Consider the following 12,976-nt stretch of genomic DNA (forward strand, 5'->3'; position numbering starts at 1 on the left):
TTCCATAGCTTTAGTATACCACTTTTGAGTTACCGAACAAGTCTAATTTTTTCTCTTTCAATAAGACTTTTCATTTGCCTAGAAGCACCAACATTGTTTGCTAATTCTTCTTGATTTAAATTATATCTAGCACGATACTTTTTTAACTTACTCTTCAAAACCATCAGACAAATTTTCACCCTTTATTTTAGTCATATCAGAGTCACGTTTACTACGCTGATACGCTCCATCAAACAAGGTTGATTCTTTATATGGGAAATCATACGCATGATGAATGTTTAAAACGATATGGCTTGTACCAACAAAAGATATTGCTTGCTTCCCAGGTGATGGTAAGAACTCATTCTTTGAGAATTCAGATTGGAAATGTACTGCGAGTATTGAAAAAGTTTGTTCTTTCGGTACTAGTCATAGCACTGACTTCTATCAGTCTATCTCGTGTTGTAACTTTTGTGTTTCGGAGAAGTATTTTATGTGAGATGTGGCGTGTGCTATCCATTTTTGTTTTGTATCCGGCTTTATTTTTCCTTTTACCTTATATTTTTCCGACGGATTCAACGGATTCTCCGATAGGAAGTTACCTTCTCATTCGGAAAACAGAGAGTCAGACGATTTATTATTCAACTCTTTCTTTGAAAATCTTTTATAAAGGTGAGAAGATGTTGTATCGGCAGCAGCTCTATTTATTAGTAAATAGCTGGGTGAGTAAGAAGAGTGTTCATTTTTTGCAGTACCGTTCGGTGGAAACGGGTGTTTCGTATTACTTTGTTTGGCAGCCACATACAAACTTGTTATGGTTGAATGGTGCGTCACCGCAGGAATTTATCCGAGATGGAACGAAAGACTATATCAAAAGCTTGGCAAATAAATGAGTTACTAGTTTAGAAGGTACTGGATTTGAAGGGTTGAAGCATCCTAAAGAAGATTCAGAGCCATTTTCGTGGAAAAAACGAACGCGAAAGAAGCTATATAAAGGTTTGAAATGATATTCAAGCCTTTTTTGATAGGAGAGAAGCTGAAATTTTCACTTGACTCTTTTTTTCTTTATGATATACTTAACTAGTAAAGAATTAACTGGTTAATCAGAAAAGGAGCAACATGAGTCAATTAGCACATGAAATGGATCATTTCTTAAATGAAATCATTTTAAAAGCCGAGAATCAGCATGAGATTTTGATTGGTTCTTGTACAAGTGAAATGCCTTTGACAAATACCCAAGAGCACATCTTAATGTTGCTGTCTGAGGAGTCATTGACAAACTCAGAGTTAGCAAAGTGCTTAAACGTCAGTCAGGCAGCTGTAACAAAGGCTATCAAATCGCTCATCAAACAAGAACTGCTAGAACCCTTCAAGGATCAGAAAGATGCGCGTGTTATTTTTTATCGGTTGACAGAATTAGCGAAGCCAGTTGCCGCGGAGCATCATCAGCATCATCAGCATACATTGGAAATTTACGAAAAAATCGCCAATCAATACACTCCTAATGAGCAAGCAACCATTCAAAAATTCTTGGGAACCTTAGTAGGAGAAATCGGAAAATGAGATATATCACAGTTGAAGATTTGTCCTTCTATTATGACAAAGAGCCTGTGTTGGAGCATATTAACTATTATGTGGATAGTGGTGAGTTTGTGACTTTGACAGGTGAAAATGGAGCAGCAAAAACGACCTTGATCAAGGCTAGTCTTGGGATTTTGCAGCCTCGATTTGGTAAGGTGACGATTTCTAAGACGAATACAGCTGGCAAGAAGTTGCGGATTGCTTATCTGCCGCAGCAAATCGCTAGTTTTAATGCGGGTTTTCCAAGCACCGTCTATGAATTTGTTAAATCAGGTCGGTATCCGCGTAAAGGATGGTTTCGTCGTTTGAATGCGCATGATGAAGAACATATCAAGGTCAGTCTGGGCGCCGTTGGCATGTGGGAACATCGAGACAAGCGGATTGGCTCGCTTTCGGGTGGGCAAAAGCAGCGGGCGGTCATTGCACGAATGTTTGCTTCGGATCCGGATATTTTTGTCTTGGATGAGCCGACAACGGGGATGGATGCTGGTAGCAAGGATGAATTTTATGATTTAATGCACCATAGTGCGCATCGGCACGGCAAGGCTGTGCTGATGATTACGCATGATCCAGAGGAAGTTAGAAAATATGCGGACCGCAATATTCATTTGGTGCGAAATCAAGATTCGCCATGGCGGTGCTTCAATGTTCACGAGAGTGATCAGGAGGTGAGCCATGTTTAATTTACTAACTTATGATTTTATGCAACGGGCTTTTCTGGCTGTGATTGCTATGAGTTTGTTCTCACCTGTGTTAGGAACGTTTTTAATTCTACGTCGTCAAAGTTTAATGAGTGATACACTTAGTCATGTGTCGCTTTCAGGAGTTGCATTTGGCTTGGTATTGGGTATTTCACCTACAATTTCAACAGTCATTATCGTGATGATTGCGGCAGTTTTTCTAGAATATTTGCGCACTATCTACAAAGATTTCATGGAGATCGGAACAGCCATTTTAATGTCGACAGGACTTGCTATTGCTTTGATTGTGATGAGCAGGGGCAAAAGCTCCAGTTCCATGAGCCTAGACCAATATTTGTTTGGTTCTATTGTTACGATTAGTACGGAGCAGGTGATTTCGCTGTTTGTTATTGCGGCGATTGTACTTGTGTTGACTTTTCTCTTCATTCGGCCAATGTATATTTTGACCTTTGATGAAGATACAGCCTTTGTGGACGGTCTACCTGTGCGTACTATGTCTATTCTATTTAATATCGTGACAGGTGTTGCCATTGCTCTCATGATTCCAGCGGCAGGTGCGCTGTTGGTATCGACCATTATGGTGTTGCCGGCAAGTATTGCTTTGCGACTTGGGAAAAATTTCAAGTCGGTCATTTTATTAGCGAATTTTATTGGATTTGTAGGTATGATTGCTGGATTGTATATTTCTTACTATGCTGAAACGCCAGCCAGTGCAAGTATTACGATTATTTTTGTCGGTGTATTTTTAATAGTGAATCTATTAAAAAAATTTATCAAATAGGAGTGAAAAATGAAGAAAATTGGTCTATTAGTAGCAAGCTTACTAAGTCTCTTTTTAGTGGCTTGTTCCAATCAAAAAAGTGCAAATGGGAAATTAAATGTTGTCACTACATTTTACCCAGTTTATGAATTTACCAAGCAAGTAGCAGGCGATACTGCCAATGTCAAACTCTTGATTGGTGCAGGAACAGAACCGCACGAATACGAGCCTTCTGCCAAAGCAGTTGCAACGATTCAAGATGCAGATGCTTTTGTATATGAAAATGAAAATATGGAAACTTGGGTACCAAAATTGCTTAAAACCTTGAAAAAAGGTAAAGTGAATGTGGTGAAGGCGACTGGGAAGATGTTGCTACTTCCTGGTACAGAAGAGGAAGGAGATCATGATCATGGTAAAGAAGGACATCATCATGAATACGATCCTCATGTATGGTTATCACCAAAACGTGCTATTAAAATGGTGGAAAATATTCGTGACAGCTTAAGTAAACGCTATCCCGATAAGAAAGCGACTTTCCAAAAGAACGCAGCAGCTTACATTAAGAAATTAGAAACTCTGGATAAGGAATACACAGCGGGATTGGCAAATGCCAAACAAAAGAGCTTTGTGACACAGCACGCAGCCTTTCGTTATTTAGCGTTAGACTACGGTTTGAAGCAAGTGCCTATTTCAGGACTTTCACCAGATAGTGAGCCTTCAGCGGCATGTTTGGCTGAATTGACAAAATATATTAAGAAAAACAATATCAAGTACATTTACTTTGAAGAAAATGCTTCTCAAGCACTGGCATCTACTTTGGCAAAAGAAACGGGTGTGAAGTTAGATGTGCTTAATCCGCTTGAAAGTTTAACTGAAAAGCAAACAAAAGATGGAGCAGACTACATTTCCATCATGCAATCAAACTTGAAAGCTTTGAAAAAGACGACAGATCAAGCTGGTACTGAAATTTCTGCTGAAAAAGAAAAAAATACAAAGACTGTACAAAATGGCTACTTTGAAGATAGTGCTGTCAAAGACCGTACGTTGTCTGACTATGCAGGTCAATGGCAATCCGTTTATCCATATTTGCAAGATGGAACTTTAGACCAAGTCTTTGATTACAAAGCAAAATTAAGCGGTAAGATGACAGCTACTGAGTACAAAGCGTATTATGAAAAAGGCTACAAGACAGATGTGTCTCATATCAATATCACAGATAAGACTATGGAATTTGTAGTCAACGGACAAAAGAAGAAATATACTTATAAATATGTTGGTAAGCATACATTGACGTACTCTAAAGGAAACCGAGGCGTGCGTTTCATGTTTGAAGCGACAGACCCAGATGCAGGTAAGTATAAATATGTTCAGTTTAGCGACCATAATATTGCACCAACGAAAGCAGCGCATTTCCATATCTTCTACGGCGGTGAAAGCCAAGAAGCCCTCTTTAACGAATTAGAAAATTGGCCAACTTACTACCCAACGAAATTAAGTGGACAAGAAATCGCTCAAGAAATGCTTGCGCATTGATAAAACCACAAATTTTTATACAGAAAGAGAAAAATCGAGTTGAGCAATCTTCTCGATTTTTTTGCTTGACAAACTCTGATTACAGATGTAAACTATAAAAGAATCGAAAATTACAATTGTAATCAAAAAAGAGATGAAACAAAATGGAACAACAAAATATTAGTCAGGCAGAATGGCAAGTTATGCGTGTTTTGTGGGCGTATCCTCATAGCAGAAGTACTGAGGTGGTGGAGCGTTTAGAAGCTGATTTTGATTGGAAACCGGCTACTGTTAAAACCTTACTTAATCGTCTGAAAACCAAAGAGTTTATTTCAATGGAAAAGATTGAGGGGAAATTTTACTATGATGCGTTAATTTTAGAAGATGAACACTTGGAAAATAGTTGGCGTACCTTGCTTGGTAATATGTGCAATACCAAGCATGGTGATTTAGTAGTTTCAATACTAGAAAGCAATCAATTCAGTCAAATAGATTTGTCTCGAATCCTAGATGTTGTAAAAGAAAAGCAGGTACAAGCACCGGAGACGATTCAGTGCAATTGTCCACCAGGTCAATGTACTTGTGGCGCGCATTGTCAAGATGACACGAATCAATCGAAAATGGCGGAGTAAGAAATGGAAAAAGACAAAAAAGAGTATAAATTATCCGGCATGACCTGTGCAGCTTGTGCGATGACCATTGAAATGGTCGTCAACGATTTGTCAACAGTAGAAGAAGCCACGGTGAACTTGGCGACGGAAAAATTGACAGTTTTTCCCAAAGAAGGATTTGCAAGCGAGCAAGTCTTAGACGCTGTGAAAGAAGCGGGCTACCAAGCGACAGAAAAGGGAGAACAAAGGCAGTCTGATTATGCGAAGCAAGTCACTGAAAAGCAAGAAAATGTGCGCCAAATGGCGCGTCAGATTTGGTTTGCGGCAGGAGCGACCGTGCCACTCCTCTATATTTCAATGGGGAGCATGATTGGCTTGCCGTTACCCTCCTTTTTAGATCACATGACGCATCCCATTGCCTTTGTATTGGCGCAATTTTTCCTTACTTTGCCAGCGATTTGGGTTGGTCGCGGTTTTTATGTACGTGGTTTTCGGAATTTGGTAAAACGGCATCCAAACATGGATAGTTTGATTGCTGTAGGAACGAGTTCAGCCTTTCTGTATAGTTTGTACTCGGTCGTTCAAGTTTTACTGGGGCATCATACTTTTGTACACCAGTTGTATTTTGAATCAGTTGGTGTGATTATCACTCTTGTTTTACTGGGGAAATATCTGGAAGCCAATGCCAAGGGTCGAACCTCACAAGCGATTCAAAGTTTGATGAGTTTGGTACCCGACCAAGCGACCGTTATTCGCTATGGCGAAGTCGTAACAATTGATACAGAAGACATCAAGGTTGGAGATATTGTGCGGATTAAACCGGGAGAACGTATGCCAGTAGACGGTATGGTTATCTCTGGACAGACCTATGTAGATGAGTCCATGATGACAGGTGAAAGTGTTCCTGTCGAAAAAAATGTCGGAGATGTGATTACCAGTGCCACTATGAATCAAACGGGTTCTATTGACTATGAAGCAACTAAAGTCGGTTCGGACACAACTTTAGCTCAGATTGTTCATTTGGTAGAGGAAGCGCAAGGATCGAAAGCGCCTATTGCGGCTATGGCAGATAAGATCTCGCTCTATTTTGTACCAATTGTCTTGAGTTTGGCAGTTTTAGCAGCTTTGTTGTGGTATTTTCTGGCGGGAGAAAGTTTGCAATTCTCGCTTTCTATCTTTATTGCGGTGTTGGTCATTGCTTGTCCCTGCGCGCTTGGGCTAGCTACTCCGACGGCTATTATGGTCGGTATGGGGAAGGGTGCTGAAAATGGCGTCTTGATTAAGTCGGGGCAGGCTCTTGAAGCGACTCATTTGGTAGATGTTGCCGTTCTGGATAAGACAGGTACGATTACAGAAGGGAAGCCAAGTTTGACGGATGTGTTGACTTTTGGTGATGTCACACGGGAAGAATTGCTACATTCGCTTGCAAGTAGTGAGCAACATTCAGAACATCCGCTGGCAATTGCTATTTTAGAAGCCGCTAAAGCGGAAGCTATACCATTAGCATCGGTAACAGATTTTCAAGCGATTTCAGGTAAAGGGATTATAGCTCAAGTAAAAGCTCAAGAAATTCTAATTGGGAATGAAAACTTAATGAGACAATACCAAGTCGAGCTCGGAGAATATATCTCTGACTTGATTTTCTTATCGCATCAAGGAAAGACGGCTATGTTTGTTGCTTTGGATAGACAATTGGTTGGGCTGATAGCAGTCGCTGACCAAATCAAAAAAAATAGCTGTAAAGCTATTGCTGAATTGCAAAAAATGGGCTTAGAAGTGGTGATGCTGACAGGGGACCGTGAGGAAACAGCTCAAGCCATTGCAAGAGAAGCTGGTGTCAATCAAGTCATTGCAGGAGTATTTCCGGACGGCAAAGCAGATATCGTCAAGAATTTGCAAGCGCAGGGGAAAAAGGTTGCCATGGTGGGTGACGGGATCAATGATGCACCTGCTCTGGTGCAAGCTGAAGTCGGGATTGCGATTGGTTCTGGAACGGATGTGGCTATTGACTCAGCCGACATTGTTTTGATGCACAGCGACCTTTTAGATGTGGTGACAGCCATTCGCCTCAGTCAAGCCACGATTAAAAATATCAAAGAAAATCTTTTCTGGGCTTTTGCCTACAATACCTTAGGAATACCAATCGCAATGGGTCTCTTATATGTATTTGGCGGTCCGCTGCTTAATCCTATGCTAGCCGGCCTTGCCATGAGCTTTAGCTCTGTTTCTGTCGTTACCAATGCACTACGTTTGCGGCGCTTTAAAATAAAATTATAAAAGGAGCTCATCATGAAACAAATTGTTACTTTAGAAAATATATCTTGTCAAAATTGCGTAAAACACGTCACTGAGCACTTCCTAAAATTAGAAGGTGTATCGGATGTCCAAATTGATTTAGATACAAAGGTTGCTACTGTCACGACCGATCACACTCACAGTGCAGAAGATTATCAGGTGGCACTTGCTAAAACAATTTATAAAGTTGTTACTGTTGCATAGAAAAATGAGGCTGGGCAAAAAGTGTCCCAGTTTCTATTAGAATTAGTAATAAACGAATAACGTAGCTTCAACAATTCACTGAATTGTTGAAGGCGGGAAATCAGCCTTGCACAGCAAGCCGCTATGATTGCTCAAAGCACTGCTTTGAGGTGGCAGATAAAACTTGCGAAGCAAGTATCAAAGCTGTTCGCTTTTCAAGCTCGGAAGAGTACGTTTGACGAAAACTTCGTTTTCTTCATCTACAACCTTAAACAGCTTGATAACTGTTTAAGCACCCTTGCGGGGGTGGGAGTACGAACTAAAAATTTTCAATTTTTAGTTCGTACTCCCATTATTTTTAAATCAATCCTTTCTCAAAGCTCTGAGAGCTGGCTTCGACACTGATTTTTTCAAGCGTAAAAGGATGTGTGAACGTTAAGCGATGAGCATGGAGCATGAGACGTCTTGCTTTTTGCGGATTGTACAATGGATCGCCAACGATAGGATGCCCATGATGAGCAAGGTGTACACGGATTTGATGAGTTCGCCCAGTTTTAAGTAGACACTTGATAAGGGTGTTGTTTCCAATTTCTTTGAGCTTAGTGACCTGCGTTTCAGCGTATTGCCCGTTTTTGTTATCCACTAGCCGTTTTCGCCGATCGTGACGGTCACGCCCGATTTTATCTGTATAGATTTGATGTTTTTTGGGGAATACTCCTTGTACCAAAGCCCAATATTCACGCGAAATTTCCTTGTTTTCTAGCAATCGATTTAAGATTGGCAAGATAAAAGGATTTTTAGCAAAAAGGACAGCCCCACTAGTTTCCTTGTCCAAGCGATGAACGACATAGCACGTACTTCCAACATAAGCAGAGACATGATTTAAAAGCGCCAGCTCTGCCGGTTCATTGGCATGTGTTTTCATACCTTCAGGTTTATTGACAATGATGATGTGTTCATCTTGGTATAATTCTTCCACAAGATTAGCTTTGCCTATTAAAATAGACTTTTCTGGATAATCTTCTTCGTCAAAAATCAATGTAATTTTATCATGTGGGTGGATAATGCTCTGCCAGTTAATCGCTTTTTGATTGACGAAGACATGTTTTTTGATACGCAAAAAATGGCGAATCTTCCGTGGAATCAAAAAATGTTCTTCCAGCAGTTCTTTGACTGTCATCTCTGGTAGACCTTGTGGAATCGTAATTGTAAAATGCATGATTTTATTGTAACAAAATAGTAGATGATTGCAAATAGTCAGCTAACTCTTGAACAATTTCTTAAAGTTTTCTAAACGAAACGCTTGATAAGAGGTCCTTTCTTGTCTGGATATGGAGAAGGTGATAGAATAGGGATATGAAAAAATTGAGTGAATTATTTGAAATAGTAGTGAATCATTTTAAAAAGGACAGTCCTGAGCGCCACCATCAAGAGGTGACAGAGGTGGAAGAAAGCGAATCACATTTGAGCCGGTCTGGAAAAAGTCGGAAAAAGCCGATTTCTCAACACCCATTTCGTCGATTTTGGCGTCGCTATCACCTGACGAAGATTGTCTTGATTTTGGGACTTGGTTTTGGTTTGGTGACAGGAGGCTATCTCTTTTATGTTGCCAAATCCACTAATGTGAATGATTTGCAGAATGCTTTGAAAGCAACAACAGCTATTTATGATAAGGACGGCAAAAAAGCTGGAAGTTTGTCAGGGCAAAAGGGAACTTACGTAGAGTTGTCCCAGATTAGTCCAAATTTGCAACATGCTGTCATTGCGACAGAAGACCGTTCTTTTTATAAAAATAGTGGGATTAACTATGGTCGTTTTATCATGGCGATTTTGACAGCGGGACGTTCGGGTGGTGGATCCACCATTACGCAGCAATTAGCCAAAAATGCTTACTTGTCTCAAGATCAGACTATTGAGCGGAAAGCAAAGGAATTTTTCCTCGCCTTAGAGTTAACCAAGAAATATAGTAAGAATCAGATTCTCACTATGTACCTCAACAATTCTTACTTTGGGAATGGTGTGTGGGGTGTAGAAGATGCCTCTAAAAAGTACTTCGGCGTATCTGCCAGTCAGTTGACCCTCGACCAATCTGCTACTTTAGCAGGAATGCTCAAAGGACCGGAACTATATAATCCGCTTGCTTCTATAAAAAACGCAACGAATCGACGCAATACCGTTTTACAAAATATGGTAGCAGCAGGTTATATCAATCAAAATACTGCAAACCAAGCAGCAGCAAATGGTTTAGGTAGTCAACTGGTAGATACTTATACAGGAAAATCGGCAGATTATCGTTATCCGTCTTACTTTGATGCGGTTATCAATGAAGCAGTGCGAGATTATGGCTTAACAGAAGCTGATATTGTCAATAACGGCTATCGCATTTACACAGAGCTCGATCAAAATTACCAAGCTAGCATGCAAGTCATTTATGACCGTAAAGATTTATTTCCACAAGCAGCAGATGGTACACGAGCTCAATCAGGAAGTGTAGCACTTGATCCAAAGACAGGTAGTGTTCGTGCTCTTGTCGGCCAAATCAATAGTACCAGTGCTGGTTTTAGAAGTTTTAACTATGCCACACAATCTTCAAGAAGTCCGGGCTCTACCATTAAGCCCTTGGCGGTTTACAGCCCTGCAGTTGCAGCAGGTTGGTCCATCAATAAAGAATTGGATAATAGTACAACAACGTATGGAAATTACACCGTGAATAACTATGCTGGGATTCAATCCAGTCCGACTGTACCAATGTATCAGGCTTTAGCGCAATCCTTAAATATTCCAGCGGTTGCTGCTGCTAATGAATTGGGACTGAAAAAAGTTTTTGAATATGGTAAAAAATTTGGCTTGAATATGGATAAAGTGGATCAGACTCTTGGGGTGGCTCTCGGTAGTGGCGTAACAACCAATCCGCTACAAATGGCACAAGCCTACTCGACTTTTGCAAATAATGGTGTTATGAATGATGCTCATTTGATTACCAAAATTGAAAATGCTAGTGGACAAGTCGTTAAAACTCATAAATCCACCTCGACCCGAGTGCTCAACCGCTCAACAACAGAAAAAATGACTAGTATGATGCTGGGAACATTTACCAATGGTACAGGTGTTTATGCAGCTCCTTACGGCTATGACATGGCTGGGAAGACAGGGACGACAGAGACTGACTTTAACCCAGATTTATCAGGAGACCAATGGGTTATTGGTTACACGCCAGATGTGGTTATCAGTCAGTGGTTAGGTTTTCCAAAGACAGATGAAAATCATTATCTGACAGGCACAAGTGCCAATGAAGCTTCAGCTATTTTCCGAAGTGTGGCAAATAGTATCTTACCGTATACAAAGGGTACGAAGTTCGGTGATGAAAATGCCTATGCAAAAAATGGTATTGCACCGGTTGATACGAGTGGTACAAATAACACTACGAATCAAAGTGACAATCGTTCAGATGTCTTGAAAGATGTGCAAGATAAAGCTAAGAATTTGGTTGACCAAGCTAAGAAAGCAATTGACGATGCTAAGATTCCTGAAAAAGCACAGAATTTTTGGGACACGGTTAAGAGTTGGTTCCAATAGACTTGTCAAAAATGGGCTTTCTTGATATAATAAACAAGATGGAGGCGTTATGGCACTAAAAAAAGCGAGTCTGGCGTGTACGGTTTGTGGATCGAGAAACTATTCAATCAAATTGAGTAGTACGCCAAAACCAAAACGTCTGGAAGTAAATAAATATTGTAAACATTGCAGTAAATATACAATTCATAAAGAAACTAGATAGGAGAAAGTTGTGAAATTCATCAGAGATACATTTCAAGTGTTAAAAGATACAACTTGGCCAACTAGAAAGCAAAGCTGGATAGATTTTATCTCAGTCATGGAATACACCGCTTTCTTTGTTGTTATTATTTATCTTTTCGATCTCTTTGTTACAAGAGGTTTAGTACGATTGTTAAATATCTTTTAATTTTTAACCTGCTTGCTATTTGTCAAGTAGGTTTTTATTGTAAAAAATAGCAGTTAAAAGGTTGCATTGGCTATTTTTATGGTATAATAGGGCTAGAAAGAAACCGAAGCCCACAGGCTTTTTTATTTAGGAAAGGAAGAACTCATGGACAGTTTTGATAAAGGCTGGTTTGTCTTGCAGACATACTCAGGGTATGAAAATAAAGTAAAAGAAAATCTTTTACAACGTGCACAAACCTATAATATGTTGGAAAATATTTTGCGCGTAGAAATTCCAACGCAAACGGTACAAGTGGAGAAAAACGGAAAAACCAAAGAAGTTGAAGAAAATCGTTTCCCAGGTTACGTCTTGGTAGAAATGGTGATGACAGACGAAGCATGGTTCGTCGTACGGAACACACCAAACGTAACAGGCTTTGTCGGCTCACATGGAAACCGCTCTAAACCAACACCGCTTTTGGAAGAGGAAATTCGCCAAATCTTGATTTCAATGGGACAAACCGTTCAAGAATTTGATATTGATGTGAAAGTTGGCGATACCGTACGTATCATTGACGGCGCTTTTGCAGATTATACGGGTAAAATCACCGAAATTGACAACAACAAAGTGAAAATGATTATTTCGCTATTCGGGAATGATACAGTTGCCGAAGTAAATCTAAACCAAATTGCTGAATTATAATCAAAAAGTGAGCTAGAAATCAATTTTTATAGTTATTGGTTTTGGCTCATTTTTTGTGCTATTTTGATGAAAAATAAACTCTTGTTGAAAATGTTTGCCTCAAATTCATCCACCAACTTCATTATATTTGACCTAATTTAACCGAACAAAAAAATAAAAAAGCCCGACTTTACGGGCTTTTCATTCGGTTAATTCCTGATAAGTCAGGTACTGAAAGGCGGTAGACGGATTTGAACCGACGATCAAGCTTTTGCAGAGCCGTGCCTTACCACTTGGCTATACCGCCACAACGTTTATTATTTTATCCTAAAAAATCGTTTTCGTCAAGAGTGTAGATTGGTTTCTCTTTGTAAAATTTTAGTGTTTTCCGATTAAATTTAATCATTAAAGTGGTGAAATTATCATTTTGATAAGCCAAAGAAAAGGTTGGATTGATAGTTTTTCTTGCTTTAGTTAAGGTAACAATAAGATAAACTTGTTTAGCTGAACCAACTGACTTCAAAAATATCAGCCACCATCTTCCTAAAAGTAAAGAAGTCATAAGTTAATTTCTCGTTACTTGCTTCCTTTTTTTAATAATTATATCCATCTCATATGACATTTCTAAAATTAAATGTTTGTATTTTTGGCTATGGGAACTTCTTTAACAAAAACAAATAAATGTTGCCAGCTATCAAATTGGAAGAAAAAGTTTAAGAAAAATAAAAAA

The 12,976-nt window shown here is 39.5% G+C and carries 14 protein-coding genes and 1 tRNA gene; 12 read left to right on the top strand and 3 right to left on the bottom strand.

Annotation, left to right across the window (positions count from 1 at the left end):
• Positions 1–251 precede the first annotated feature (251 nt).
• The 8 genes from HMPREF2876_RS08265 to HMPREF2876_RS08300 all read left to right on the top strand — a co-directional run bounded on the left by HMPREF2876_RS08265 (position 252) and on the right by HMPREF2876_RS08300 (position 7,643).
• Positions 252–872 (top strand): hypothetical protein, encoded by a 621-nt coding sequence (locus HMPREF2876_RS08265; RefSeq protein WP_024051469.1) that lies wholly within the window; start codon positions 252–254, stop codon positions 870–872.
• A 226-nt stretch (positions 873–1,098) separates the two neighbouring features.
• Positions 1,099–1,542: a zinc-dependent MarR family transcriptional regulator gene (locus HMPREF2876_RS08270; protein WP_024051468.1), complete on the top strand. Its 444-nt coding sequence runs from the start codon at positions 1,099–1,101 to the stop codon at positions 1,540–1,542.
• Positions 1,539–2,243: a metal ABC transporter ATP-binding protein gene (locus HMPREF2876_RS08275; protein WP_024051467.1), complete on the top strand. Its 705-nt coding sequence runs from the start codon at positions 1,539–1,541 to the stop codon at positions 2,241–2,243. Before HMPREF2876_RS08270 ends, HMPREF2876_RS08275 begins: the two co-directional genes overlap by 4 nt.
• Entirely contained in the window at positions 2,236–3,042 is an 807-nt protein-coding gene (locus HMPREF2876_RS08280; RefSeq protein ID WP_024051466.1) for a metal ABC transporter permease, read from the top strand. Before HMPREF2876_RS08275 ends, HMPREF2876_RS08280 begins: the two co-directional genes overlap by 8 nt.
• A gap of 9 nt (positions 3,043–3,051) precedes the next feature.
• Complete coding sequence (locus HMPREF2876_RS08285; RefSeq protein ID WP_070584655.1) at positions 3,052–4,554, top strand: zinc ABC transporter substrate-binding protein AdcA; 1,503 nt, start codon at positions 3,052–3,054, stop codon at positions 4,552–4,554.
• Between the two features lie 143 nt (positions 4,555–4,697).
• Positions 4,698–5,165, top strand: a complete 468-nt coding sequence (locus HMPREF2876_RS08290; protein ID WP_024051464.1) for a CopY/TcrY family copper transport repressor — start codon at positions 4,698–4,700, stop codon at positions 5,163–5,165.
• A 3-nt stretch (positions 5,166–5,168) separates the two neighbouring features.
• Positions 5,169–7,421 (top strand): heavy metal translocating P-type ATPase, encoded by a 2,253-nt coding sequence (locus tag HMPREF2876_RS08295; RefSeq protein WP_024051463.1) that lies wholly within the window; start codon positions 5,169–5,171, stop codon positions 7,419–7,421.
• 12 nt (positions 7,422–7,433) lie between these two features.
• A complete protein-coding gene (locus tag HMPREF2876_RS08300; protein ID WP_024051462.1) occupies positions 7,434–7,643 on the top strand; it encodes a heavy-metal-associated domain-containing protein in 210 nt (69 codons plus the stop codon).
• 337 nt (positions 7,644–7,980) lie between these two features.
• Here HMPREF2876_RS08300 and HMPREF2876_RS08305 read toward each other — a convergent pair whose 3' ends face one another.
• Positions 7,981–8,841, bottom strand: a complete 861-nt coding sequence (locus tag HMPREF2876_RS08305; protein ID WP_070241491.1) for an RluA family pseudouridine synthase — start codon at positions 8,839–8,841, stop codon at positions 7,981–7,983.
• A 137-nt stretch (positions 8,842–8,978) separates the two neighbouring features.
• Here HMPREF2876_RS08305 and pbp2a point away from each other — a divergent pair, with 137 nt between their 5' ends.
• The 4 genes from pbp2a to nusG all read left to right on the top strand — a co-directional run bounded on the left by pbp2a (position 8,979) and on the right by nusG (position 12,267).
• A complete protein-coding gene (gene pbp2a, locus HMPREF2876_RS08310) occupies positions 8,979–11,198 on the top strand; it encodes a penicillin-binding protein PBP2A (RefSeq protein ID WP_070241492.1) in 2,220 nt (739 codons plus the stop codon).
• A gap of 49 nt (positions 11,199–11,247) precedes the next feature.
• Positions 11,248–11,400: a 50S ribosomal protein L33 gene (gene rpmG, locus HMPREF2876_RS10315; protein WP_003074882.1), complete on the top strand. Its 153-nt coding sequence runs from the start codon at positions 11,248–11,250 to the stop codon at positions 11,398–11,400.
• 9 nt (positions 11,401–11,409) lie between these two features.
• On the top strand, positions 11,410–11,586 hold the full coding sequence (gene secE / locus HMPREF2876_RS08315; protein WP_003071100.1) for a preprotein translocase subunit SecE: 177 nt from the start codon (positions 11,410–11,412) through the stop codon (positions 11,584–11,586).
• A gap of 144 nt (positions 11,587–11,730) precedes the next feature.
• Complete coding sequence (gene nusG, locus HMPREF2876_RS08320; protein WP_003027329.1) at positions 11,731–12,267, top strand: transcription termination/antitermination protein NusG; 537 nt, start codon at positions 11,731–11,733, stop codon at positions 12,265–12,267.
• A 215-nt stretch (positions 12,268–12,482) separates the two neighbouring features.
• Here the strand turns inward: nusG and HMPREF2876_RS08325 are convergent.
• Positions 12,483–12,553 (bottom strand) — tRNA-Cys (locus tag HMPREF2876_RS08325).
• 15 nt (positions 12,554–12,568) lie between these two features.
• Positions 12,569–12,808 (bottom strand): hypothetical protein, encoded by a 240-nt coding sequence (locus HMPREF2876_RS08330; protein WP_022526394.1) that lies wholly within the window; start codon positions 12,806–12,808, stop codon positions 12,569–12,571.
• Positions 12,809–12,976 lie beyond the last annotated feature (168 nt).

Source organism: Streptococcus sp. HMSC073A12 (assembly GCF_001812815.1).
Taxonomy (GTDB): Bacteria; Bacillota; Bacilli; order Lactobacillales; family Streptococcaceae; genus Streptococcus; species Streptococcus vaginalis.

What these genes read in the sequence shown, in the direction of transcription:
- HMPREF2876_RS08305 (WP_070241491.1), bottom strand. Translation starts at nt 8,841, where the DNA reads ATGCATTTTACAATTACGATTCCACAAGGTCTACCAGAGATGACAGTC.
- HMPREF2876_RS08285 (WP_070584655.1), top strand. Translation starts at nt 3,052, where the DNA reads ATGAAGAAAATTGGTCTATTAGTAGCAAGCTTACTAAGTCTCTTTTTA.
- HMPREF2876_RS08280 (WP_024051466.1), top strand. Translation starts at nt 2,236, where the DNA reads ATGTTTAATTTACTAACTTATGATTTTATGCAACGGGCTTTTCTGGCT.
- HMPREF2876_RS08300 (WP_024051462.1), top strand. Translation starts at nt 7,434, where the DNA reads ATGAAACAAATTGTTACTTTAGAAAATATATCTTGTCAAAATTGCGTA.
- nusG (WP_003027329.1), top strand. Translation starts at nt 11,731, where the DNA reads ATGGACAGTTTTGATAAAGGCTGGTTTGTCTTGCAGACATACTCAGGG.
- rpmG (WP_003074882.1), top strand. Translation starts at nt 11,248, where the DNA reads ATGGCACTAAAAAAAGCGAGTCTGGCGTGTACGGTTTGTGGATCGAGA.
- HMPREF2876_RS08295 (WP_024051463.1), top strand. Translation starts at nt 5,169, where the DNA reads ATGGAAAAAGACAAAAAAGAGTATAAATTATCCGGCATGACCTGTGCA.
- HMPREF2876_RS08290 (WP_024051464.1), top strand. Translation starts at nt 4,698, where the DNA reads ATGGAACAACAAAATATTAGTCAGGCAGAATGGCAAGTTATGCGTGTT.
- HMPREF2876_RS08330 (WP_022526394.1), bottom strand. Translation starts at nt 12,808, where the DNA reads ATGACTTCTTTACTTTTAGGAAGATGGTGGCTGATATTTTTGAAGTCA.
- HMPREF2876_RS08270 (WP_024051468.1), top strand. Translation starts at nt 1,099, where the DNA reads ATGAGTCAATTAGCACATGAAATGGATCATTTCTTAAATGAAATCATT.
- HMPREF2876_RS08275 (WP_024051467.1), top strand. Translation starts at nt 1,539, where the DNA reads ATGAGATATATCACAGTTGAAGATTTGTCCTTCTATTATGACAAAGAG.
- HMPREF2876_RS08265 (WP_024051469.1), top strand. Translation starts at nt 252, where the DNA reads ATGGGAAATCATACGCATGATGAATGTTTAAAACGATATGGCTTGTAC.
- pbp2a (WP_070241492.1), top strand. Translation starts at nt 8,979, where the DNA reads ATGAAAAAATTGAGTGAATTATTTGAAATAGTAGTGAATCATTTTAAA.